Annotated in this window: 22 protein-coding genes; 5 read left to right on the top strand and 17 right to left on the bottom strand. The window is 53.7% G+C overall.

Annotated elements, in window-relative coordinates; all coding sequences use genetic code 11:
* Positions 1–42: 42 nt before the first annotated feature.
* The 3 genes from AC0IWZ_RS11970 to cmoB are packed head-to-tail and all read left to right on the top strand — an operon-like array spanning position 43 to position 2,197.
* Positions 43–438, top strand: a complete 396-nt coding sequence (locus tag AC0IWZ_RS11970; RefSeq protein ID WP_034496020.1) for an MAPEG family protein — start codon at positions 43–45, stop codon at positions 436–438.
* Positions 439–485: 47 nt separating this feature from the next.
* The gene (gene cmoA / locus AC0IWZ_RS11975; RefSeq protein ID WP_034496021.1) at positions 486–1,229 is read left to right on the top strand and encodes a carboxy-S-adenosyl-L-methionine synthase CmoA; all 744 of its coding nucleotides are present in this window, start codon (positions 486–488) and stop codon (positions 1,227–1,229) included.
* On the top strand, positions 1,226–2,197 hold the full coding sequence (gene cmoB / locus AC0IWZ_RS11980; RefSeq protein ID WP_034496023.1) for a tRNA 5-methoxyuridine(34)/uridine 5-oxyacetic acid(34) synthase CmoB: 972 nt from the start codon (positions 1,226–1,228) through the stop codon (positions 2,195–2,197). The genes cmoA and cmoB overlap by 4 nt, the downstream gene beginning before the upstream one ends.
* Before the next feature lie 31 nt (positions 2,198–2,228).
* On the opposite strand, the gene fumD is transcribed toward cmoB, so the two are convergent.
* On the bottom strand, positions 2,229–2,441 hold the full coding sequence (fumD, locus tag AC0IWZ_RS11985; protein WP_172893881.1) for a fumarate hydratase FumD: 213 nt from the start codon (positions 2,439–2,441) through the stop codon (positions 2,229–2,231).
* A gap of 171 nt (positions 2,442–2,612) precedes the next feature.
* Positions 2,613–3,353, bottom strand: a complete 741-nt coding sequence (cutC, locus tag AC0IWZ_RS11990) for a copper homeostasis protein CutC (RefSeq protein ID WP_471677233.1) — start codon at positions 3,351–3,353, stop codon at positions 2,613–2,615.
* Positions 3,354–3,444: 91 nt separating this feature from the next.
* Between cutC and AC0IWZ_RS11995 the strand changes: the two genes are divergently transcribed.
* Entirely contained in the window at positions 3,445–4,587 is a 1,143-nt protein-coding gene (locus AC0IWZ_RS11995; RefSeq protein ID WP_471679053.1) for a MalY/PatB family protein, read from the top strand.
* Here AC0IWZ_RS11995 and AC0IWZ_RS12000 read toward each other — a convergent pair.
* Positions 4,576–5,142: a VOC family protein gene (locus AC0IWZ_RS12000; protein WP_471677232.1), complete on the bottom strand. Its 567-nt coding sequence runs from the start codon at positions 5,140–5,142 to the stop codon at positions 4,576–4,578. The two genes, AC0IWZ_RS11995 and AC0IWZ_RS12000, sit on opposite strands and share 12 nt — an antisense overlap.
* Positions 5,143–5,390: 248 nt before the next feature.
* Between AC0IWZ_RS12000 and argS the strand changes: the two genes are divergently transcribed.
* Positions 5,391–7,124, top strand: a complete 1,734-nt coding sequence (gene argS, locus AC0IWZ_RS12005; RefSeq protein WP_471677231.1) for an arginine--tRNA ligase — start codon at positions 5,391–5,393, stop codon at positions 7,122–7,124.
* A gap of 57 nt (positions 7,125–7,181) precedes the next feature.
* Here argS and lpxA read toward each other — a convergent pair whose 3' ends face one another.
* The 14 genes from lpxA to AC0IWZ_RS12075 form a co-directional block, all read right to left on the bottom strand.
* On the bottom strand, positions 7,182–7,973 hold the full coding sequence (gene lpxA / locus AC0IWZ_RS12010; RefSeq protein ID WP_471677230.1) for an acyl-ACP--UDP-N-acetylglucosamine O-acyltransferase: 792 nt from the start codon (positions 7,971–7,973) through the stop codon (positions 7,182–7,184).
* A 148-nt stretch (positions 7,974–8,121) separates the two neighbouring features.
* The gene (gene bglB / locus AC0IWZ_RS12015) at positions 8,122–9,261 is read right to left on the bottom strand and encodes a beta-galactosidase BglB (RefSeq protein WP_471677229.1); all 1,140 of its coding nucleotides are present in this window, start codon (positions 9,259–9,261) and stop codon (positions 8,122–8,124) included.
* Positions 9,261–10,850 carry an MFS transporter gene (locus AC0IWZ_RS12020; RefSeq protein ID WP_259266896.1) on the bottom strand — a complete coding sequence of 530 codons (1,590 nt, stop codon included), beginning with the start codon at positions 10,848–10,850 and terminating at the stop codon, positions 9,261–9,263. Before AC0IWZ_RS12020 ends, bglB begins: the two co-directional genes overlap by 1 nt.
* 269 nt (positions 10,851–11,119) lie before the next feature.
* Positions 11,120–11,512: a flagellar protein FlhE gene (flhE, locus tag AC0IWZ_RS12025; protein ID WP_410373149.1), complete on the bottom strand. Its 393-nt coding sequence runs from the start codon at positions 11,510–11,512 to the stop codon at positions 11,120–11,122.
* Positions 11,512–13,593: a flagellar biosynthesis protein FlhA gene (gene flhA / locus AC0IWZ_RS12030; RefSeq protein ID WP_115628136.1), complete on the bottom strand. Its 2,082-nt coding sequence runs from the start codon at positions 13,591–13,593 to the stop codon at positions 11,512–11,514. Before flhA ends, flhE begins: the two co-directional genes overlap by 1 nt.
* Positions 13,586–14,737, bottom strand: coding sequence for a flagellar biosynthesis protein FlhB (gene flhB / locus AC0IWZ_RS12035; protein WP_034496053.1), 1,152 nt, complete (start codon positions 14,735–14,737; stop codon positions 13,586–13,588). Before flhB ends, flhA begins: the two co-directional genes overlap by 8 nt.
* A 166-nt stretch (positions 14,738–14,903) precedes the next feature.
* Complete coding sequence (gene cheZ, locus AC0IWZ_RS12040) at positions 14,904–15,548, bottom strand: protein phosphatase CheZ (RefSeq protein ID WP_034496055.1); 645 nt, start codon at positions 15,546–15,548, stop codon at positions 14,904–14,906.
* 10 nt (positions 15,549–15,558) lie between these two features.
* Positions 15,559–15,948 carry a chemotaxis response regulator CheY gene (gene cheY, locus AC0IWZ_RS12045; RefSeq protein WP_034496057.1) on the bottom strand — a complete coding sequence of 130 codons (390 nt, stop codon included), beginning with the start codon at positions 15,946–15,948 and terminating at the stop codon, positions 15,559–15,561.
* Positions 15,949–15,965: 17 nt separating this feature from the next.
* Positions 15,966–17,015, bottom strand: a complete 1,050-nt coding sequence (locus AC0IWZ_RS12050) for a protein-glutamate methylesterase/protein-glutamine glutaminase (protein ID WP_115628126.1) — start codon at positions 17,013–17,015, stop codon at positions 15,966–15,968.
* Positions 17,012–17,878: a protein-glutamate O-methyltransferase CheR gene (gene cheR / locus AC0IWZ_RS12055; protein ID WP_034496061.1), complete on the bottom strand. Its 867-nt coding sequence runs from the start codon at positions 17,876–17,878 to the stop codon at positions 17,012–17,014. The genes AC0IWZ_RS12050 and cheR overlap by 4 nt, the downstream gene beginning before the upstream one ends.
* A gap of 19 nt (positions 17,879–17,897) precedes the next feature.
* Positions 17,898–19,502: a methyl-accepting chemotaxis protein gene (locus AC0IWZ_RS12060; protein WP_034496063.1), complete on the bottom strand. Its 1,605-nt coding sequence runs from the start codon at positions 19,500–19,502 to the stop codon at positions 17,898–17,900.
* 42 nt (positions 19,503–19,544) lie between these two features.
* Positions 19,545–21,218, bottom strand: coding sequence for a methyl-accepting chemotaxis protein II (gene tar / locus AC0IWZ_RS12065; RefSeq protein ID WP_034496065.1), 1,674 nt, complete (start codon positions 21,216–21,218; stop codon positions 19,545–19,547).
* Between the two features lie 177 nt (positions 21,219–21,395).
* Positions 21,396–22,367: a Csu type fimbrial protein gene (locus tag AC0IWZ_RS12070; protein WP_471677227.1), complete on the bottom strand. Its 972-nt coding sequence runs from the start codon at positions 22,365–22,367 to the stop codon at positions 21,396–21,398.
* Positions 22,364–24,724 carry a fimbria/pilus outer membrane usher protein gene (locus AC0IWZ_RS12075; RefSeq protein ID WP_471677225.1) on the bottom strand — a complete coding sequence of 787 codons (2,361 nt, stop codon included), beginning with the start codon at positions 24,722–24,724 and terminating at the stop codon, positions 22,364–22,366. Before AC0IWZ_RS12075 ends, AC0IWZ_RS12070 begins: the two co-directional genes overlap by 4 nt.
* Between the last annotated feature and the right edge of the window lie 4 nt (positions 24,725–24,728).

Consider the following 24,728-nt stretch of genomic DNA (forward strand, 5'->3'; position numbering starts at 1 on the left):
GCTATCATAGGCGTGCTGGAACTATCTCTATAGGATGTGAGTATGGTAAGCGCGCTCTATGCCGTTTTGGGTGCTTTGTTGCTGATTAAGTTCTCGTTTGATGTTGTTCGTATGCGTTTGCAGTACCGCGTCTCATATGGCGATGGCGGTTTTAGCGAACTTCAGAGCGCGATTCGAATTCATGGTAATGCCGTGGAATATATCCCGGTGGCATTGCTACTTTTATTGCTGATGGAAATGAACGGTGCCGAAACCTGGATGGTGCATATTTGCGGGCTTATGCTGATTGCCGGGCGCCTGATGCATGCTTATGGTTTTCATCATCGTTTAATAGCCTGGCGTCGTTCTGGCATGAGTGCCACCTGGTGTTCTTTGCTGCTGATGGTGTTGGCTAACCTGTGGTATATGCCATGGGAGTTGGTTTTCTCGCTGCATTAACGCAAAATATGCCCCTTTCGAAATTTCGAATTTCCGGATTTAACATTATGTCTGACCGCGATACGCTGTTTTCCGCCCCCATTGCCAAATTAGGTGACTGGACTTTTGATGAACGTGTAGCAGAAGTTTTCCCCGATATGATTCAACGTTCGGTGCCCGGCTATTCCAACATTATTTCGATGATTGGCATGCTGGCGGAGCGCTTTGTGGCACCGGGTAGCCAGGTCTATGATCTCGGCTGTTCCCTTGGCGCGGCAACCTTGTCGGTGCGTCGCAACATTCATCATGACAACTGCAAAATTATCGCGGTAGACAACTCACCGGCTATGGTTGAACGCTGCCGTCGTCATCTCGACGCGTTTAAAGCGCAAACGCCGGTGGACGTTATCGAAGGTGATATCCGCGATATCGTTATCGAAAATGCGTCAATGGTAGTGCTGAACTTTACCCTGCAATTCCTTGAACCAGACGACCGTAAACTGCTGCTGGAAAAAATCTATCAAGGCCTGAATCCGGGTGGCGCGCTAGTGCTGTCTGAGAAATTCAGCTTTGAAGATGGTGAAGTCGGTGATCTGCTGTTCAATATGCACCACGATTTTAAACGCGCGAACGGTTATAGCGAGCTGGAAATCAGCCAAAAACGCAGCATGCTGGAAAACGTCATGCTCACCGACTCCGTCGAAACTCATAAACAACGCCTCAAACAAGCCGGATTTGACCACGCAGAATTATGGTTCCAGTGCTTTAACTTTGGCTCTTTGGTTGCACTGAAATCAGGAACGTCTGCATGATCGACTTTGGTAATTTTTATCAGCTTATCGCTAAAAGCCCGCTGGCTCCTTGGCTGGAAACGCTTCCTGCGCAAATTGCCACCTGGCAGCGCGAGAATCTGCACGGCCAGTTTAAACATTGGTACAACACCGTTGAATACCTGCCTGAACTTGCGCCGTATCGTCTGGATTTATTGCATAGCGTGACGGCGGAATCAGAAGCCCCACTGAGCGAAGGTCAACGCCTGGGCATCGAAAAACTGCTGCGCAACCTGATGCCCTGGCGTAAAGGGCCGTATTCGCTCTACGGTGTGGATATCGACACGGAATGGCGTTCTGACCTGAAATGGGACCGCGTTCTGCCGCATATTTCCCCGCTCGCCGGGCGTACCATTCTGGATGTTGGCTGCGGTAGCGGTTATCACCTTTGGCGCATGATTGGTGCGGGTGCGCATCTGGCGGTGGGTATCGACCCGATGCAGTTGTTTGTTTGCCAGTTTGAAGCCGTGCGTAAACTGCTGGGTAACGACCAACGTGCGCATGTTTTGCCGCTGGGCATTGAGCAACTTCCTGAGCTGAATATCTTTGATACGGTGTTCTCGATGGGCGTGCTCTACCACCGCCGTTCTCCGCTTGATCATCTTTATCAGTTGAAAAACCAACTGGTGAAAGATGGCGAACTGGTACTGGAAACGTTGGTTGTCGAAGGCGACGAAAATACTGTGCTGGTGCCGGGTGACCGTTATGCGCAAATGCGCAATGTGTATTACATTCCGTCGGCGTTAGCGTTGAAAAACTGGCTGGAAAAGTGCGGCTTCGTTGATGTGAGAATTGTGGATCATTGCTATACCACAAGCGAAGAGCAGCGCCGCACAAGCTGGTTGACGACGGAATCATTGGCCGATTTCCTCGACCCGAATGATCCACGCAAAACCGTCGAAGGCTACCCTGCCCCGCTACGTGCTGTGTTGGTAGCACGTAAGCCGTAAGAGTCAGAAAGGCCACATTTTGTGGCCTTAATTATTTTGAGGCGAACCCGAGTGCACGAATCACTTCGCTCATCGCTGCACTTGTCAGCGGCGAACGTTGAATTTTGCTATTGGCAGACATTGCTCTGACCACACCTGCAATCACAACGTGTTTCGGTTCCTGGCCTAAGTCACGCATTTCAAGCACAACCTTTCCAACAACCCTACACATCTCATCATAGAGTTCTTTGTCTTTGGTACTCATGTTGCCCTCCGTCATTTAGAGGGAGCCTAACACGTTTAATTCATTAACTAACATGTTAAGTTTTTAATAAATATCGCCATAAAAAAAGCCCCGATAAAACATCGGGGCCTGGTACGAGCAGCATCACATGGGCGACATGATGCGCGGGCAAAAATCTAAGTGTCGGGTTGCTCAGTGGCTGGCAACTAACACCGTTTTCATTGCTGCTACTACATCGCCATCAACGCAGTAACGGTTAAACTCATCGGCTTCGGCATCCGCACTCATTGACACGCCAGCCTTGCGGTATCGCATCAGTGAAGGCACTGACTGCCCTGCGGAGCTGTGCATCTCGTCAATACCCGCTTCGACGAACTTTTTCAAGTTGCTCAGCCTGACTCCTGCACCCGCCATAATGATTGGAGCACGGGAATGTTGTTTTAGTTCCCTAAGTAATGAAAGTCCTGTCTCTGCATTCTGTTGTTGCCCAGAAGTCAGGATACGCGCCACGCCTAAATCGGTTAATTGCTCCAGCGCCTGATGCGGGTTGTGACACATATCGAACGCCCGATGGAACGTTACCGCCATTCCCTGCGCCTGCTCCATCACCCGTTTCATACGCGGCATATCGATATGACCTTCACCATCTAACATGCCGATGACCAGACCCGGATATCCGAGTTCACGCACGAAAGCGATATCTTCCAGCATGGTGTCGAATTCAGCATCGGTGTAACAAAAATCACCGCCCCGCGGGCGAATAATCGGATGCACAGGAATCGAAACCCGCTCTTTAACTTTACGCAGTACGCCCGCTGAAGGGGTTAATCCGCCCTCTTTCGGCGCTGCACATAATTCGATTCTATCCGCTCCGGCTTGTTGCGCAGTAACTGCACAGTCTATTCCATAACAACATATCTCAAGCAAAGGCATTGATTACTCCTTAAAAATCTTTAGCCTGGCGGTTGTGCCAACGGTCCAGAATGATAATCTCAAACGACAGTCACAAAAAAGGTAATCAATGATGGCATTCAATTTTGATGATGGCATCGACCGCCGTCACAGCGACAGTTCGAAGTGGAATAAATTTGGTCATGATGTTTTGCCAATGTGGGTCGCCGATATGGATTTTCGCTCCCCGCCTTGTATTCTCGATGCCCTTCATCAGCGTGTCGAACACGGCGTTTTTGGCTACGGTGCCCGGCCCCAGGAGTTAGTCGATGTTGTCGTTGAGCGAATGGCCAGCCGTTACCAGTGGCAAATCAAACCTGAATGGATTGTCTTTTTACCAGGTGTTGTCGCCGGGTTGAATTTAAGCGTTCGCGCATTTACCGCAGCCGATGAAACCACGATTGCTCCCAGCCCGATTTATCCCCCTTTCCGAAAATCATCCGCTTTTGCCCAACGCCCGCAAGTCAATGCCCCTCTGCGCCTTGAGAAAAGCCGCTGGGTAATGGATTTAGACGCCCTTGAATCTCAGTGCACCGGCAAAGAAAAATTACTGATGCTCTGCAATCCGCAAAATCCTGGTGGCACGATTTACTCCCGGGAAGAATTAGAGCAACAGTTGGCTTTCGCGCAACGCCATGACCTGATTGTTTGTTCAGATGAAATCCACTGCGATTTACTGCTCGATCCGGGCGCGAAACATATTCCCTTCGCCACTCTCAGCGCCGATGCCGAGCAACGATCCGTCACCCTGCTTTCACCGTCTAAAACGTTTAACATCGCCGGGCTTGGCGCCTCACTGGCGATTATTCCCGACCCGGAATTGCGCAAACGTTTTAACACAGTGCGTGATGGAATTGTGCCGAGCGTCGATGTGCTCGCCCTGACGGCGGCCACCGCGGCCTGGCGTGACGGCGAGCCGTGGCTGCAAGAGTTACTGCCGTATTTGCGCCGCAATCGCGACCGTCTGGTCAGCGCGGTGAACGAGATGCCTGGCCTGACGACGGTTTCGCCGCAAGCGACGTATCTGGGCTGGGTCGATGCCACCGCTTTGCCCGTAGAAAACCCGACTCTGTTCTTCCAGAAAGCGGGCCTGGGTTTCTCGCCAGGGGCAGATTTTGGCGAGAAAAAATTCGTGCGGATTAACTTTGGCTGCACATCCGCAACGCTTGAAGAAGCGATTAAACGGATGAAAAACGCTGTAAAATCAATCAGATAACTCACTGGCGACAATCTCTTCAATACTCCAGGGATGGAATTTGATCGTCACTTTGCCGTCGGTGACGGCGAGCGTTGGATTTGGCAGGCGCTCACGTTCGCCTTTTGGCGAACTGGTTTTCACTGAAATTCCCGTCTGGCGCAATCCCGCGTCAGACATTAAGTCCAGCGCCCGCGCGTTCAGCGTTTCAGTCTCACCCGGCAAGACAATTTCTACATGCTCCCAGCCTTCGTGCGGGTAACGTTTTTCACCCGGCCACGGCAGTTCCACCACGCTAAATTCCCAGTGCGCAACGCGTACCGGTTCGTCGAGTTTGAACAGGCAGATGGGGCGATCGTTAATAATATTTTCTGAAAGCAACGTACCGCACTTTTCTAAACCCGCACGCCAGCGTTCAGCCGTCGTATTCTGGTGGCAGCGCAGGGAAATATGATCGGCGTCGAGCGGGGCAATCTCGAGATCCAGACGTGCAGCCAGTTGGGTTAACGCTTGTATAAAACGCGGGAGATCCTCTGAAATATCACTCAGTTCTGCAATTGTCTGCCAGTTGGCCATCACCTTATCCTCGAAATCACGAATGCGCGTAATCTACCTTTTTCGGCCAGCATCACCAACACCCATGGAGCCGCGAACGCTCTGAATGGTTAATCACTATACCGTTAAGGTTAGTACAGGGCCGGGCGACCACGGCTTTTGCTGACTCCGGAGATTAAAAACAGTTATACTTACGCCCTAATTTTATCCCCAACGATACGGCTGCTGTATCAGTCACAGCAGTCTTAAGCAAAATGTAAGGTATCCCGGTGAATATTCAGGCACTTCTCTCAGATAAAGTCAGTCAGGCACTGATTGCCGCAGGTGCTCCTGCGGATTGCGAACCACAGGTTCGTCAGTCAGCAAAAGTTCAGTTCGGCGACTATCAGGCCAATGGCGTGATGTCAGTTGCGAAATCACTGGGCAAGCCACCACGACAAGTCGCCGAGTTGGTGATTGCTAATCTGGATTTGACCGGAATTGCCAGCAAAGTCGAAATCGCCGGTCCTGGTTTTATCAACATTTTCCTCGACGCGGCGTTTCTGGCGAAGAGTGTCGATGAAGCTGTCGCCTCCGATCGCGTCGGTGTCACCGTTTCCGAACCGAAAACAGTGGTAGTGGATTACTCCGCGCCAAACGTTGCGAAAGAAATGCACGTCGGGCATGTGCGCTCAACCATCATTGGTGATGCCGCTGTTCGCACCCTCGAATTCCTTGGCCATAAAGTTATCCGCGCCAACCACGTCGGTGACTGGGGCACGCAGTTCGGGATGCTGATTGCGTATCTTGAAAAACAGCAACAGGAAAACGCAGGTGAAATGGCGCTGGCTGACCTCGAAGAGTTCTACCGCGCGGCGAAGAAACATTATGACGAAGATGCAGAATTTGCCGAGCGTGCTCGCGCATACGTGGTGAAACTGCAAGGCGGCGACGAATACTGCCGCAACATGTGGCGCAAACTGGTCGATGTGACCATGACGCAAAACCAAATCACCTATAAGCGTCTGAACGTCACATTAACCCGTAACGACGTGATGGGTGAAAGCCTCTATAACCCAATGCTTCCGGGTATTGTGGCTGACCTGAAAGCAAAAGGTCTGGCGGTTGAAAGCGAAGGTGCTACGGTAGTATTCCTCGACGAATACAAGAATAAAGACGGTGAGCCGATGGGCGTTATCATCCAGAAAAAGGATGGCGGCTACCTGTACACCACCACCGATATCGCTTGTGCGAAATATCGCTTTGAAACCCTGCATGCTGACCGCGTGCTGTACTTCATCGATTCCCGCCAGCACCAGCATCTGATGCAAGCCTGGACTATCGTGCGTAAAGCCGGTTATGTGCCAGATTCTGTGCCATTAGAGCACCACATGTTCGGCATGATGTTGGGCAAAGACGGTAAGCCATTCAAAACCCGTTCTGGCGGGACCGTAAAACTGACTGACCTGCTGGATGAAGCCCTTGAACGCGCTCGTCGTCTGGTTACAGAGAAGAACCCGGACATGCCTGCTGATGAGTTAGAAGCGCTGGCAAACGCCGTCGGTATTGGCGCGGTGAAATACGCGGATCTGTCCAAGAACCGTACCACTGACTACATCTTCGACTGGGACAACATGCTGGCCTTTGAAGGCAACACGGCACCGTATATGCAATATGCTTATACCCGTGTGCTGTCAGTGTTCCGTAAAGCCAATATTGATGAAGCCGAGTTGCTGAAAGCGCCTGTGGTGATTACCGAAGATCGCGAAGCGCAGCTCGCGGCTCGCCTGATGCAATTTGAAGAAACGCTGAACGTGGTTGCGCGTGACGGTACGCCACATGTGATGTGTACTTATCTGTACGACGTAGCGGGTCTGTTCTCAGGCTTCTACGAGCATTGCCCGATTCTGGCCGCTGACAGCACTGAAGCGCGTAACAGCCGCCTGAAACTGGCTCTGTTAACGGCGAAAACGCTGAAACTGGGTCTGGATACGCTGGGGATTGAAACCGTAGAACGTATGTAATTTTTGGCTTTCATGAACAAAAGGCTCGCCGTAAATGGCGAGCCTTTTTTAATTTGTTTAACGTACGATGCCCCGTGCCGACCGCGCAAAAAAGCGGTCAAAAAAGCCAATCACCGGAAAATCGCTTTCCATCACTTTTAAAGACCTTTTCACTTCATCGATCGACAGCGCCTGATGGTAAAAACGCTCATAAAGCGTATGAACCAAATCCTGCTGTTCCTGATTGAGTGCCAGAAACGCCCGGGATTCCACGTTCACGCCCAGCGGCTGCGCGTGGTTCCCACCCGCCATCACAAACGGTGGCACATCCTGAACGACTCCGGATTGGTCGAGGATCTTCACCCCATTCCCCAGCATGCAAAACTGATGAATCGCGCACATATAACCAATTTGCGCATCATCATCCAGCTCCACGTGCCCGGCCAGGCCGCTGTTATCGCCAATCTGCGTGTGATCTCCCACGACGCAATCGTGTCCAATATGCACGCCATTACTAATCCGGTTGTCGTTACCCATCAGAGTCACGCCGGAACCCTGAATCGTGCCGCGATGAACCGTAGCGTGGTGGCCGAAATGGTTGCGATCGCCAATGACTAATGTCGTCGGTTCACCGGCATATTTAAGATCCTGATTCACTTCACCAATAGATGAATACGAACCAAAATTATTGTCACAACCCAGGGTTGTCAGGCCGGTGATCACTGAGTGAGAGCCAATAATCGACCCCTCGCCTATCACGACACCTGCGGAAATAACACAAAATGGGCCAATGGTGACATTGGCGCCAATAACGGCTCCCGCTTCCACCAAACTATTGGCGGCAATACGAGCAAAAGGAGAAATGGACAAAAGGTGATCCTGGTGGGGGACAAGCAACAGCGCGGAGCATAATGAATTGTGCCGCTGAATACTCCTTATTTAATTTCTTATTTTTGGGGAACCATTCAGAAAAAAGAGGCCTGTCTGATTAGACAGGCCTTTTGTGATGAAAATGTGCTTAGAGATAAATACGTAAATACTCACCCAGGCACAGAATTGCCATCGCCTGACCGTACGGCATCGACGTCAGCGGGATCTGGCGATAGAAGTCGAGATTACTGCCCATTCCAGTCCCAAACGAAACTTGCAGCAGCTCGCCCTCAGGCGAGATATTTTTCACAATCCCTTTCATCGCCTTCTCAGCCACTTCGGCGTATTGCTTGCCGATATAGCGTTTACGAATGCCTTTCAGTATCCCGTAAGCAAAACCGGCGGTGGCCGACGCTTCGAGATAAGAATGGGGATCGTCCAGCAAAGTGTGCCACAAACCGCTGTCATCCTGACATTTCGCCAGCGCAGCGACCTGGCTTTCCAGCACCTGGACCAGGTAACGGCGCACCGCATTGTTTTCGGGTAAATCCACCAGCTCAAGGAAATCAGGAATAACGATCGTCAACCAGCTGTTACCACGCGCCCAACGCGCCTGCGCAAAGTTATGATTGCCTTCATAATTCCAGCCGTGGAACCACAGCCCGGTTTCTCTGTCCATCAGGTTTTGTACATGAAGCAGGAACTGATACGTTGCTTCCTCTACATATTCCGGGCGATTCAATAGTTTGCCGATTTTCGCCAGCGGCAACACCGTCATCATCAACGTGTCATCCCACATTTGCTGATGATTTTCTTCGGCAAGCGTCACATGCTGCATGCCACCGTGTTCGGTGCGTGGCATTTCGTACATCGCCCACTCCGCCCAGCTTTCAAGCCAAGGCAAATACGATGGGTCGCGCGTTTCCTCAAAACGATAAGCCAGCGTCAGGAACGGCGCCATGGTATTCACGTTTTTGGTGGTTGCCCCTTCGGCAAAACGATCGGCAAACCAGCTATCAATAATCTCACACATCTTCTTATCGCCGGTCTGGCGATAATACTGATACATACCGTACAAACCGACGCCGTGCGTCCACTCCCAGCCCGCCCAACCTTTGGTATCAATGACTCGTCCGTCATCCAGTCGCAGCAAAAATTGCCCCGTTTCATCCTTAATATTAATCAGGTTGTCCGTCACCTTGTGGATCAGGGATTTCAGTTCATCCCGGGCAATAAAATGCTCCGGCTGGCACAGTAAAGGGCTGTGTTTGACGGGATAAATAATCATTAGCTTAACCTCTGTGATGTATTCGAATTCATTGCAGCCGCCTCTTTTAACGATGGGGCGGCCGGCTTATTACGATTGAGATAACCAATATTGTTGTTGCCCCACAGTGTGTCGTACGGCATACCCGCCAGCATTTCGACCGTCGCGCGAGCTTCTGGTGTGGTCGCTTCAGGAACCGGACGCCCTGCCTCGCGCATCTTCGCGGTCTCTTCACGCAAGACACTGTGCGTTTGCAAATTGAGTTTAAAGCGCAGGGAAACCAGGAAACCGCAGGCCAGCACCGCAACCGTACCGAAACTTAAAATCATCAAAATGGTGTGGCTGACCGCTGGCGGTTGCGTGGTCTGGCCGGAAACGAAACCAGAAAGCTGCATCACGATACCGACTAGCATCACCGCTCCCGCCTGCGACGCTTTACGTGTCAGCGTCATGATCCCGGCAAAGATACCTTCGCGGCGCTGCCCGGTAATCACTTCATCTACGTCAGCAATATAGGTGTAGGTATTCCACGGCACATAGTTGATGCCCCCACGACCCAGACCCGCGACGGCTGAAACCAGCATCAGCAGCGAGAATACATCGCTCAAACCCGCGTAATAAAGCACCGCATAGGAGACCGAACTGAGGCCAAACAGTACAACGACCATACGATAAGATGGTGCCGGGCCGTATTTAATACACAGTGGAATCATGCCGATCACCGCAATAAATTGCAGAATCGCCATAGTGCCAAGCAGGCTCGATGCCATGCTCGCGCTTTGCATCAGAACAAACACCACATAATAGGTAAACACGGCGTTGAACACGTCCTGCGCAATATAGCCTCCCAGGTACATACCCAGATGCTGGCGGAAAATCTTCACGCGGAGTGTTGAAGTCAGCTCAACGTTCAGGCGTTTCATGCTCTGAGCGAAGGTCAGCGTTTTCTTCTCTTCTTCTGCACGCAATGCCGCTTCAGTCCATTCGGAACGCGGACGCTCCCAGGTAAAGAACCAGACAAAGGTCAGCACGATGGCGCATAACGTGGCGAACACCAGGCTTGAATAGAAGAAGGAAACCGCGTTGTCTTTACCGAAGTGATTTAACAAAATGCCCGGCAGGAATGCGGCGAGAATCGCCGAGAGTTGCGCCATAGAAATACGCGCACCCGAGAACTTGGTTTTCTGTTTGAAGTCATCGGTCATTTCTGGAACCAGCGTTTCGTATGGCACCAGAATCATGGTGTAAACCACGTCAAAGATCAGGTACGTCACCAGGTAATACCAGTAACTCATCTCTCCAACCCACATAAAGCTGTAGCTGAAGACCAACGGAATACCGAGCAGAATAAAGAACTTACGGCGGCCAAAGCGCTTGCCAAGCCAGGTTGAACCGAAGTTATCAGTGAGGAAGCCCATCAACGGGCTAACGACAGCATCCAGCACCCTTGCCATGGCAAAAATGAAGGTCGCTTCAATCGGTGTGAGTCCACAGAAGGTGGTATAAAAATAGAGTAGCCAGGCGGCAGTTAATGCCGTGGTTCCCGCTCCGAGGAAATCCCCTGAGCCGTAGGCAAGATAATTTGCCAGTCCAATCTTACGTGTTTTCATTGCCGTCAAACCCCGTTGCTTTTGTTATTGGAGACTGCACGTCCCGTGCGTATCGGGCCTGCGAGGAACCTTACAACGTTAAGGTAGAAGGACGGGGCTGATGTTACCTTTCCATTTTTGCCACGGACGGGCGAATGTTGGCAAAATTACAAAGAGTCCCGGTACGGGTGTCACTGATTTATAAAACAAGGGTTTGTTTTTATCAAAAGCAGGGATTGAAAATGAGATCTGGAAGGAAAAAAGCCGCATCAGTCATGCGGCTGTTAGGGCTATTTGTAATTAACAATGACCTGATTGCTTTGCACTTTCAGCACCGGGAAAAGCGCTCCGCCACCGGGGACTTGCCAGACAAACCGCAGCGGCTCGTTTGCCGCAACGTTCGTTAGCCCACGCGTCGTCCCGCTCTGCCCTTCTATCTCGACACAACGTGTTGACGAGCAAAGCCTGACATTCAGACCCGCAGGCGTCGGCCCAATCAGTTCATAGCGCCACGCGACCATCGTCATCACGCCTGTGACGGGCTGAGACGGTGCCAGAGCGCGTGACGAAGCTGCCACCCCGCGATGACTGAGCGTCGCGCCCACACCGCTCGCCTGCCACGCTCCTTCGCCACTGGCGTGCGTCATAAAAGGCAATAACATCAGCATCAACAGTCGGTTCATCATTTTGCTCCGATGGTCGCAGTCATACGGATATTGCGGTTTTCAGAGAGTTCGAGACTTGAAAGCACCATTAACTGCGGCAAACTGCGGCGTAAAAAACGAGCCAGAAGTGGACGCAACGCGTGGTTAACCAGTAACACAGGCGGCGCACCCAGCATTTCCTGGCGCTTAAGTGCTTCCTGTGCCTGTTCCAGCAGACGGTCAGCAAGCCCGGGTTCCAGCCCCCCTCCACCCTGCAATGCCTGTAATAGCAGGCGTTCAAGCGCCGCATCCAGGCCAATCACCTGCACTTCGCCGTTGCCAGGGAACCATTGCTGCGTAATGGCACGCCCCAGCGCGACACGAACCACGGCGGTTAATTCATGAGGATCGTTTTGAATCGGCGCATGTTCTGCCAGCGTTTCGAGAATGGTGCGCATATCGCGGATCGGCACTTTCTCGGCGAGCAGGTTTTGCAGCACTTTATGCAGCGTGGTCAGCGTCACTACGCCCGGCACCAGATCTTCAGTCAGCTTCGGCATCTCTTGCGTCACGCGATCAAGCAATTGTTGCGCTTCCTGGCGCCCAAACAGTTCCGGGGCAAACTGACCAATCAAATGGTTAAGATGGGTTGCCACCACGGTACTGGCTTCAACCACTGTAAAGCCCTGAATCTGCGCCTGTTCTTTTAATGCGCTTTCAATCCAGGTCGCGGCCAGACCAAATGCTGGATCGGTGGTCGCTTCGCCCGGAAGCGTGCCAGCGGCAGTGCCTGGGTTAATCGCCAGCCAGCGCCCTGGGTAGGCGTCGCCGCTGCCAATTTCCACCCCTTTCATCAGAATGCGATAACGCGCAGGCGGCAAGTCCATGTTGTCGCGGATGTGAACCACCGGCGGCAAGAACCCCATATCCTGGGCGAATTTTTTACGGATACTGCGTATCCGCCCCAGAAGCTCGCCGTCTTGCTGGAAATCGACCATCGGAATCAGGCGATAACCCACTTCCATGCCGAGCGAGTCCTCGAGTTGAACATCATTCCAGGTGGCTTCAACCGCCTGCGGGTTTTCCTGTGGTTTTGCGGGTGCCGCCGGAGCAGCCGGAGCCTCCATTTCGCGCCCGCGCATCCACCAGGCCAGCGCCAGCAATGCAGCAGTAAACAGCAGGAACACAAAGTTTGGCATTCCCGGCACCATACCGAGCAAACCCAGTACGGCCGCACTGAGCATCATCACGCGCGGGTTATTGAACAGTTGGGTCACCATCTGCTCGCCGACGTCCTGATCGGTTGCCACGCGGGTAACAATCACACCCGCCGCCGTGGAAATAACCAGTGCCGGGATCTGCGCGACCAGACCATCACCGATGGTCAACAGCGTGTAAGTTTCAGCCGCCGCCCCCACGGCCATATCATGCTGGAGCACACCGACTAACAGCCCGCCGATCACGTTAATCACCATGATCATTAATCCGGCGACGGCATCACCGCGCACGAACTTACTGGCACCGTCCATCGAACCGTAAAAGTCCGCTTCCTGCGTCACTTCCGAGCGGCGTTTTTTCGCTTCTTCTTCACCAATCAACCCGGCGTTAAGATCCGCATCAATCGCCATCTGTTTGCCCGGCATCCCGTCCAGCACAAAGCGCGCGCCCACTTCGGCAATACGCCCGGCACCTTTGGTGATAACCATAAAGTTGATGATGACGAGGATGATAAACACCACGATACCGATGGCGAAGTTGCCACCAACGAGGAAGTGGCCGAAGGCTTCAACCACTTTACCCGCCGCCGCGCCGCCGGTATGGCCTTCCATTAAAATAATACGAGTGGAAGCCACGTTCAGCGCCAGGCGCAGCAAGGTGGTAAACAGCAAAATGGTTGGGAAGGCGGCGAACTCAAGCGTGCGCTGGGTGAACATCGCCACCAGCAGCACCATAATCGACAGCGCAATGTTAAAAGTGAACAGCAAATCCAGTACAAACGCCGGCAGTGGTAGCACCATCATCGACAAAATAAGCAAGATGAGTACCGGCCCGGCAAGAATCTGCCATTGTCCGGCTTTCATGGTGCTCGGTAGGCGCAGTTGCGCCAACAGGTTAGCCATCGGAGTCCTTCTCGTTTGCAAAGTCCAGCGCTTCTGGCACTGGTAGATTTTCAGGTTTTTTCGGAATCAGGCCGCCAGCCACTCGCCAGCGGCGCAGTTGCCAGACCCACGCCAGCACTTCGGCCACCGCGGAATAAAGTTGCCCAGGAATTTGCTGACCAATTTCAGCATGACGATATAACGCACGCGCCAGCGGTGGCGCTTCCAGCATTGGAATACGATGTTCGTTGCCAATCTCACGAATTCGCAGCGCCACCAGCCCCGCACCTTTCGCCACAACCTTGGGCGCATTCATTTTGTTTTCGTCATACTGCAACGCCACGGAATAGTGCGTCGGGTTGGTGACAATCACATCAGCTTTGGGCACATCGCTCATCATGCGACGGCGGGCGGCGGCACGTTGTTGCTGGCGAATACGGCCTTTAACGTGCGGGTCGCCTTCTTGTTGCTTAAATTCGTCGCGAATATCCTGGCGGCTCATGCGCAGCTTTTTGAGGTTGCTGAATATCTGGAAGAAAACGTCAAAGCCGACCATTGGCGTCAACCCTAGCACTATCAATAACCCGCATACCGCAACCATATTCAGCGCATGCCCGAGCGCCGCCAGCGGCGGTTCGCTGATCAGTCGCATCATTTCCGGCCATTTATGCAGCAAGTACCAGACGGTCACGCTGCCCACCAGAATCGCTTTCAGGAAGGCTTTGAGTAACTCGGCACCGGCCTGTGCTGAGAACATCCGCCCTAATCCCGCAATCGGATTAAGTTTGCTGAATTTGAACTGTATCGATTTGCCGCTAAACAGCAGGCCGCCAAGCAGCATGGGCGCGGCAATCGCCACAATCACCAGCCCCATGATCAACGGCAGCAACGCCCAGACCGCCTGTTTTATCAGCAGGCTAATTTGGCTAACAATCAGATTTGGGTCGTTAATGATGCTGTGATCAAAATGCAAACCGGCAGAAAGCATGGCAGCAAGTTGCCGCCCCAGAGGTTCGCCACCCATCCAGATGATGCTTATCCCCACCAGTAACATCAGCAGTGAGGTCAACTCACGGGATCGGGGAATCTGCCCATCTTCTCGTGCTTTTTCAAGCCGGTGGGCTGTGGGGGCTTCTGTTTTATCGTCGTCGCTTTCTTCTGACACCGCAACAATCTCGTGGCCGCAATTACCAACACAGCATGCCAGAGAGGGATAAAGCTAATGGCGGGAAAACGGGGGGATTTGTGGGTTTGTTTGTGGCGTTAAGGCGCGCTCGCCCCAGTCTTCCCCCTCAAGCGAAGAAGATGACCGGGGCGTTTTTCTACGAAACTTAAAACCCTAAACTATCCAGCAAATCGTCAACCTGATCCTGGCTTGCCACCACACCAGCCGCGCTGGCGTTCATTTGCGGGCCGTTGAGCAGGCTGTCGGCCGGGCGCTTCGCACGGGCGTCGAGTTCCGGCATGTTTTCCATCAACACCATCAACAACTGGCGTTCAATTTCCTGGATAACATCCATCATGCGCTTGATAACCTGGCCGGTTAAATCCTGGAAGTCCTGCGCCATCATGATTTCCAGCAGCTGGGCGTTGGTGAAACTGGTGTGCGACGGTACGCCGGACAAATAGCTGCGCGTATCGGTCACCAGTTCACGAGCATCACCCAGCTCGATGGGATTTTCAAACCAGGCATCCCAGCGGCCATTCAGCGCTTTGGCTTCTGATTCCAGTTTATTCTGGTGCGGTTGCGCCAGCTCCACGCAGTTGAGCGCACGCTCGGCGGCCTGCGCGGTCATCTGCACCACGTAATCCAGGCGATCACGCGCATCGGGAATGGCTTCCGCGGCTTCGGCAATCGCTTGATCCAGGCCCAACTCACGCAAGCTGTCACGCAGCATACGGGTCAGGCTGCCTATCCGGACGATAATATCGCCGGTTGAATGTAACTCTGACGCGGGATTAGTCGATGAGTGCATGAGCCTCTCCTTACATGCCGAGCTTTTCGAAGATTTTGTTTAACTTCTCTTCAAGTGTTGCGGCAGTAAACGGTTTAACCACATAACCACTCGCCCCCGCCTGCGCTGCGGCAATAATGTTTTCTTTCTTCGCTTCTGCCGTCACCATCAGCACCGGCATCGCCGCCATACCACCATCGGCACGAATGGTTTTCAGCAATTCCAGGCCATCCATGTTCGGCATGTTCCAGTCGGAAATCACAAAACCAAAGCCACCACCGTTGAGTTTGTTCAGCGCATCAACGCCATCTTCAGCCTCTTCAACGTTATTGAAACCCAGCTCTTTTAGCAGGTTACGGACAATGCGACGCATGGTAGAGAAATCATCCACCACCAAAAATTTGAGTTCTTTATCTGCCATTTATAGAGTTCCTTCGGTTAAATACGTATTGCCTGTCCGGCACTAATCTTCATCAGCATCTGCTGACTAATCTGACTTAAATCGACCACTTCGCTAACGCCACCACTGTTAATGGCCTCGCGCGGCATGCCGAACACCACACAACTTGCTTCGTTTTGGGCGATAGTCCATGCCCCGGCTTTGTGCATTGCCAGCATCCCGGCGGCACCGTCATTCCCCATTCCGGTGAGAATCACGCCCACGGCATTTCGCCCGGCGAATTTCGCGACGGAATGGAACAGCACATCCACAGCCGGGCGATGCCGGTTCACGGGCGGGCCATCATGAATCTTGATTTGGTAGTTCGCCCCGCTGCGGGCAAGCTCCATGTGTTTATCTCCGGGTGCAATGTACGCATGCCCCGGCAAGACGCGTTCGCCGTCTTCGGCTTCTTTCACCGCTATCTGGCACAATTTATTGAGCCTGTCGGCAAACGATCGCGTAAACCCTGGCGGCATATGCTGGGTGATGAGCACCGCCGGGCTTGAAAGCGGCAGCGGTTGCAGCACATGGCGAATCGCCTCGGTGCCGCCGGTTGACGCTCCAATAGCTATCAATTTTTCTGAACTGAGCAGTGGCCCGGCTTTCAGTGCCATGGGGGCTGCAACTGGTGCACGCGCCGCCAGTTTCGCCTTCGCGGCAGTCCGCACTTTCTCCGCAATGGTTTCGCTGTACGCCAGCATCCCTTCGCGGATCCCCAACTGCGGCTTGGTGACAAAATCAATCGCGCCCAATTCCAGCGCGCGCAATGTCACCTCCGACCCTTTTCCGGTGAGCGATGACACCATCACCACGGGCATCGGGCGCAGTCGCATCAGTTTTTCGAGGAAATCCAGCCCGTCCATGCGCGGCATTTCCACGTCGAGTGTCAGCACATCCGGGTTAAATTTCTTAATCAAATCACGCGCCACCAGCGGATCAGGCGCGGTTGCGACCATTTCCATGTCGTCGTGACTGTTAACGATCTCTGTCATGATCTGGCGCATCAGGGCGGAATCATCGACACAAAGCACGGTTATTTTTGTCATGACCTTTCCTTACTCAGTCCGTACACGGTCTGCCCACGCAGCAAAAATTCCCGGCTGAGGTTACTGAAGTTTTCCGAGTGCCCGGCAAACAGCAGTCCACCCGGTTTAAGCAGCGGCACAAAGCGCTGCAAAATTTGCTGCTGCGTCGCTTTATCAAAATAAATCATCACATTGCGACAAAATATGGCGTCAAACGGGCCGGGGATCGGTGCTTGTTTGTCCAGCAGATTTATCGGCGCAAAATCCATGTGGCTCATCACATCGCTGCGCACCCGCACCAGCCCATCGTGTGGCCCGGTGCCGCGCATGAAATAGCGCTGCATTTGCAGCGGTGCCAGCGTTTTCAGCTCATCCTGGCGGTAAATCCCGCTCTGGGCTTTTTCCAGCACCTGGGTGTCGATATCGCTGGCGAACACTTTCCAGCGCCCAGGCGCCATGCCTAACACATCAGCCAATGTGATCGCGATGGAATACGGCTCTTCCCCGGTCGATGCCGCCGCACTCCAGACTTTGTATTCGCCACTTCGTTTACGCGCATGTTCTGCGAGGATCGGAAAGTGATGACCTTCGCGAAAAAACGCCGTCAGGTTAGTGGTCAGGGAATTAATGAACGCCTGCCATTCGGCATTGCTGCCGTTAGCTTCCAGCATGCTCAGATAATGCCCAAAATCCTCCAGTCCTAGCGTGCGCAAACGACGCACCAGGCGGTTGTAAACCATGTCGCGCTTGTGATCGGCCAGCACAATTCCTGCGCGCTGGTAAATCAACTGGCATATCCGACGAAAATGCGTGTCGGACAGCGGTAGACGCTGTGTCATCTGTAACATTAATGACGTTTGCCCGTTGGGCAGCGGTGATGTCATAGCGTCTTCTCAATTACTTTCAGGAGGTGACCAGCACCCCATTGGTGACTAAATCTCTGGTGACGTCTTCACTGTCGACACTTTCCAGATTAAATACCGCGACCACGCCGCTCAGATGTTCGGCCTGGTTTGCCAACGCATCCGTCGCAGCGGCCGCTTCTTCGACCAGCGCGGCATTCTGTTGTGTGACCTGATCCATTTGGCTGACGGCTTGCGCGACTTGTTCGATACCACGACGCTGTTCGTCAGACGCAGAAGCAATTTCACCCATAATGTCGTTAACCTGCGTCACCGAACGGACGATTTCCGCCATAGTGGTAGCCGCGGTATCAACCAGTTGCGAGCCTTGCTGCACGCGACTTACCGACTCTTCGATAAGCACTTTGATCTCTTTTGCCGCCTGCGCACTGCGTTGAGCCAGGTTACGCACTTCACCTGCCACCACCGCAAAACCGCGCCCTTGTTCACCGGCACGAGCCGCTTCAACCGCCGCGTTCAGCGCCAGGATGTTGGTCTGGAAAGCGATGCCGTCAATCACGCTGGTGATATCGCCGATTTTCTTCGAGCTTCCGGCGATGTCGTGCATGGTGCGGGCGACGTTTGCCGCCTGTTGTCCACCCTGCTGCGCGGTGTCTGCTGCGGTGCGTGAAAGCTGTGCAGCCTGACGGGCGTTGTCGGCGTTCTGGCTGACGGTTGCGGTTAACTGCTCCATGCTGGCGGCAGTTTCAGCAAGCGATGCGGCCTGTTGCTCGGTGCGCGAAGACAGATCGTTGTTGCCCGCGGCAATTTCGGCGATGCCGGTGTGCATCGCGCCACTGCCCTGACGGACTTGCGCAACGGTCTGTTTGAGTTCCTGCTGCATGTTTTTCAGGCTGCGGAAAATCTCGGAGATTTCGTTGCGGCCATACACGCTAATCGGACGGGCTAAATCCCCTGCGGCGATGTGCTCAAAGTGGCTGCGCACGATTTCCAGCGGCTGTACCAGCATTCTGCGCGACCAGAGAATCGAACCTATTAGCATCAGAATGGCGATTACCGTCACGCTGGCGAAAATAATCGCCGAGATTTGGTAGTTCAGTTTGCTGTCAGCACTCGATGCCGCCACGGTGTCATTAATACTCTGCTGCCAGGCGTTAAAATAGGCGTCAAAAATATCCTGTGATTTCTGAATCGGCGCACTGAGAAAATCAGAAAGCTGATTGCTTTCAAGCCAGGTCGCCTGATGCTGTAAGTCATCCCGATAAGCGGCGTAACTCTGCTTCGTCGAGGCCACCATATCCTCACCTTCTTTATTTAAAGGTGGGATTTCCAGAAACTGGTTAAACAGCATGTCCGCTTGTTTCAGGCTGCCACGGGCATTCGCCATCAGACGTTTGATATCTTCTGGCGGATAACTGAGCGCGGTTAGCGTTCCAGCCCGGCTTAGAGCGGTGCTGGCCTGCAACAATGCCGCGCGACTTTGCGTCAAGGTGTCGCGCTGTTGGTTTCCGACTTCAACCATTTTTAGATTCTGAAAATCATCCCTAAATGCCCAGAAGGACAGTCCATTACTACCAATCTGCAAAACGCCGCAGACGATCAAGATTAACAAAAGCGTGGTCGAAATTCGGATACGGTTGAACATCACAGCCCCTCTGCCGGCACGTCTGCCGGCCATTAAAGATTCTTAGAAAGTTTCCCAGTTATCGTCTTGCCCGTTCGTCGTTGCACGGCTCGGCTTCAGTGTTGGCTTGAGCGTCGGTGCAGGCGTTGAGGGGGTATTGACTACAGGCGTCGCGGCAGATTCCGGGGTTAAACGGAAGGCTGCCACCAGTTGACTTAACATGCTGGCTTGTTCTTCAAGTGCGGCGGCGGCAGAGGCAGACTCTTCCACCAGTGAGGCGTTTTGCTGGGTGACACGGTCCATTTCTGAAACGGCCAGCGCCACCTGGTCGATACCCCGGCTTTGCTCGTCAGAAGCGGAAGCGATTTCGCCCATAATGTCGGTCACGCGCGTGACCGCATTGACGATATCGCTCATGGTTTCCCCAGCGCTTTCTACCAGCACTGAACCGGTATCGACGCGGGAAACAGAATCTTCAATCAGCGATTTAATCTCTTTGGCGGCTTGCGCGCTGCGTTGCGCCAGGTTACGAACTTCACCCGCGACGACCGCAAACCCACGCCCCTGTTCACCCGCACGAGCGGCTTCTACCGCAGCGTTCAGCGCCAGGATGTTGGTCTGGAAAGCGATACCGTCAATCACGCCGGTGATATCAGCGATTTTCTTCGAGGAACCCGCAATGTCGTGCATGGTTTTCACCACGCCATCCACCACTTTGCCACCGCGCTGGGCGGTTTCGGAGGCGCTTAAGGCCAGCTGCGAAGCCTGACGGGCGTTTTCCGCATTCTGCTTCACCGTGGCGGTGAGCTGTTCCATGCTGGCGGCCGTTTCTTCAAGCGATGCGGCCTGCTGTTCGGTGCGGGAAGAGAGATCGTTGTTTCCGGCGGCGATTTCGGTGGCACCGCTGTAAATCGCGTCCGAACCGTCACGCACGCTACCCACGGTAATAATCAGTTCTTGCTGCATGTGGCGCACACTGGAGGTCAGCTCGCTGATCTCGTTGCGCCCGGTTGAGACGATATTTGCTGTCAGATTGCCGTTGGCGATTTCGCGAATATGACCAATAACCACCGCCAGCGGTTGCAGCAGAATGCGGCGCATTCCAAACCACACCAGCACTATTACTGCGAACAGCGCCAGTGCGAGACAGGCAATCTGCCACTTGGCAAAGTTATAGTCGTTAGCGCTGGCAATATAGGATTGCTCGTACATGCGGTCATTGAGCGCAATGTAGTCGCTATATTCTTTCTGGAGAGCGTTTTGAAGACTTTGCGTGGACTGCGCAAAATAGGCGTCCATGTTGCCGCTTTCCAGATACCCCACCAGCTCGCTCAGTGCCTGGTTGTAGTTCTTGTAGTCGTCATCAATACCTTGCACCAGGGCTTCCAGCTCCGGATTAATGGCGGGGATTTGTTTGAACGCGGCGTAATGTTTTTGCGCTTCAACGAGGGATTTTTTGGCGTTATTGAGCAATTCCGTTTTTGCTGCACTTTGCCCGTTGCTGGCATCCATCATCATGCGGGCCGCAGAGCGGCTCAGGTTAATGCGCGTTTGCAGCATCAACTCCCAGGTGTTTGCCAGTTCTGACTGCTGAACGCGTAACTCCCTGGAAACTTTAAAACTGTCGTTATTTTGTTTAAGTGAGTTAAAAAACATTCCGCCAGAGATGAGCTGGAGCAGCGCGAACACCACCAGCACCATCATTAGCATGGTGACAACGCGAATACGGTTCAACATATAACACCCTTTTAATGATTTCTTATCGGTGTTATCGGCATGTTGTGACGGAACTTTACGTGAAACTTTGGCGCAATTTCGTGTCGGGGGCGCTGCGCTTGCCCGACCTACCCCCCGTTGGCATTGGGTTTTCGTAGGTCGGATAAGCGCAGCGTCATCCGACATTTGGCACGTTATTTAAAACGCCACATCGACAACCAACGTATCGGTATACGCGCCAGCGGGAGGCGTTGTTTGGCTGGTGAGCACTTTTGCCACGTAGTTAAAGTTGCGCAGTAAACCGTCGCTACTCAACCCTGACGATGCCGCGCTCGCCCAACGTTCTGTACCGAGGCTTCCCCAGCGGTCGATGCCGTTAGATTTGTAGATTTCATAGCTCATGTAATTGTTGCCGCTTTTCATGCGCCGAAGGTTGCCGCTGGCATTTGAACCATTGCTGACGCCAACGGTATAAGTGCTGCCTTTGGTACAGGTAATCGCGATGCTTTGCGAAACGCTTTTAAAGTTCTGCACCAGCGGCGCGCTGTCGAAATTTACCGCCGGAGCGGTAATGGTGCTGCAATCGTTGGTGACGGTGAGCGTCACCGTCATATCCGCGCTGCCGTTTCCCGTCTGGTAGGCGAGACACACCGCCACGCCAAGGCTGCAAATATTCCAGTCGAGGCGAAAGTTGAGCACCACGCGATACGGCCCGGCGCTGACGTTTTGCCCGGCGACGGTCCGCAGGTAAATCGGCAACGTATAGCGCTTGCTGGCCAGCAGATTCAGCAGCGTGCTGCCGCTCCAGGTGTAAGTTCCTCCCGCCTGCACTTCACTGCTTCCGGCACAGCCCGACTGCACGCAAACCACCACCGGGACGTTATCCGGATTAGCGGGTTCATCCGTGCGGCGTAACAATCCGCGGATCCCCGTCACCGCAGGCGTGGCCCCCAGATAAGTGAGTTTTATGGAGTCGGAAGTCAGCAGGTTAAGAACAGTGTCACAATCGAGCGTTAGTGTGGCGCTGGTATTCTGCACCGTGGTATTCACCACAAACGAACTCTGGCTACCAAACGACGCCGGTTGTGAGCCTTGAGTGCAGGCCGACCAGGCAGGCATGGCGATCGCCAGCAGCAGTGCCTCCAGTAGCCACGCGCCGGGCCATTTCATTTTGCTCCCTCAACACACACCAGCGGGCCGTAGGTTTTCAGTTTGCGATCGGGGTTACCTTCAAGTTTAAGCGTGGCGCGACAACGCTTGCCGTCCGGCGTGGTCACTGTCAGGGGATTCACATCGCTGAGGTTTTCGAGATACACAATCCCGTCGTATCCCACAGGAACTGGCGACTGTAACGGGCGATAAACCTGGCTTGCCACCGGCAGCACTTTCCCCTGGCTGTCTTGCAGAATAACGCTGGCCACACGCTGTTGTTCCATAGGGAAATCAAGTAAATAACCAGAGTGACGGCGTAACGCTACCCGCCGTTCGGTGTCTTTTATGCGCGTGTCGGCAGGCAGATTCAGCGTGTTGATGCTGTAGTTTGCCGGGTAATAAGAGGACACGCCGCTAATTAACAAGTAACCGTCGTCATCGGTGGTGCCAATCGGCTGGTTTTCAAAATTCACCGTGACATCACGATAACCATGGGTGCTGACTACCATAAAGGCGTCGTTGATACGGTTGGCTGCCAGAAACGTGTTATCCATCATCACCAGCGAGCCGGACATTTCTCCCCACTGGGTGTAGTTTTTGCGCTGCCCGTAAACGCCGCCCTGCAATTCCACTTTATTATTGCGCCAGCCCAACGTTGCCTGCTGATAATCGTCGCTATCACTTTGGTGCGCGTAGGCCATATTCCAGCTAAAACCGCCGTTGACCGGCATCGCGTGGTTGTAGTTAACCCGTTGCGAACTCCCGGCATCCGGCGTGCTTTCAACGCTGAATGCGGCGGAGTCTGACGCGCCGAACGGCACCTGGAGTGAAAGCGCCACGCTCCAGCCGTTTTGCGCAGGATCGTGGCTGGCGGCGAGATAAAAACTGCTGTCTCCCCAGAGGTTTTTGCTCCATGACACGTTGAGCAGTTGCGTTTTTTCGTCGTCAAAACTGCGCACGTCAATCCACGCCGCGCCGACGTTGCCGTAGCTTCCAAGGTTAAAAGAGAGCGAGTATTGATCGGTGCTGCGACTGAGGCTGGCGATGGGCTGATTATTTTCGTCGTACATGTCGGGCGAATCATAGAGTGCCAGATTACCAAAACCACGATCGCGATGGCTGTGCTGGGTGCCGATGTTAAAACTGTTGGTGCTGTACTGATAACCCCAGTTAATTTGCTGCCCGCCTTCGCCACGCATTTCGCTGCGCGAATACGCGCCGTTGATCACCCCAAAACGGCCAAGTTTTAACAAGGAACCGACGCCGCCCAGCGCAAGAGATTGTGCGCCCTCGGCATGGCTTTCCAGCGTCCAGTATTCGTTGACACCATAGCGGTACGAACCGCTGGCCGCCGCAGGCCCATAGGAAAAGTTATCAATGCCGTAATCACGCCGCATGGCGCCGAGGGTTAACGCCCCGTCGCTCAGGCCAGGCTTGAGCAATTCACTGGCGACATAAAAAGGCAGCGTGGTCGAAACCTGACGGCCAAGCGCATCGGTCGTCACCAGAACTGCATCACCGGAGCCATTGATGTAGGGCAGATTCGTCAGCGTGAACGGGCCAGGTTGCAGCTCGGTACTGCCGCTGCGATAGCCGTTGATAAACACATCAACCGTGGAAGGCACCGCCGCTTCGCCGGAAAACGCGGGCAACGGATAGGTAATGAGATCCGGGCGCAACGAGAAATCACGGCCAATGGACACGCCGCCCATGCGCACGCTGTTGCTCCAGCTTAATGAATCGCTGACCACATCCCCCGCCGACCAGCTGATAATGTCGTCTTCATCAGTGCCGGTGAGCGTGGTGTCGTAACGGATATAACCCTCGCCGTTCCCTGAGTCGTAACCAGAAAAACCCTCGCGCACGGTGCCGGTAGACGAAAGACTGAGATTGCCGCTGAACAGGCGTAACTCATGCCAGAGCGAAGCCTGGCCGCCGCTGTTATCGGCATGGCTGGTATAGAAATCGTAATTGAGTAGCGCCCCGCTACCGCTCAACGGTTTAAAGCTGGCGTCATTTGTGCCAAGCGTAATCGCCTGGCGAGGGAGCCATTCGTTAGGGACTTGCATCAGCAGCCGTTGCCCGGCGCTGTCGTACTCAGTTTTGACGTCTTTGAGCGCCGAGACATTCACTTCGTCATCGCGGAATTTATCGCCCGGTAAACCGGCGCGTTGTAAATCGGCCCGGCTGACAAAAAATTGCCCCCCACGCTGGGTCACAGGCACCACCTGGCCGCTGTCCCACTGGTTAAAAACCAGTGATAAATGAAACTGAGCGGTCTGGTTCAGCGCCTGCGCATCCGGCGGCGGAGGCAAAGCATCGTCTTCTTGCGCGGCATGGCTGCATATCGGCAAAGACAGAAGAAGCATCGCCATCGGT

This window comes from Buttiauxella sp. AC142 (genome assembly GCF_979253435.1).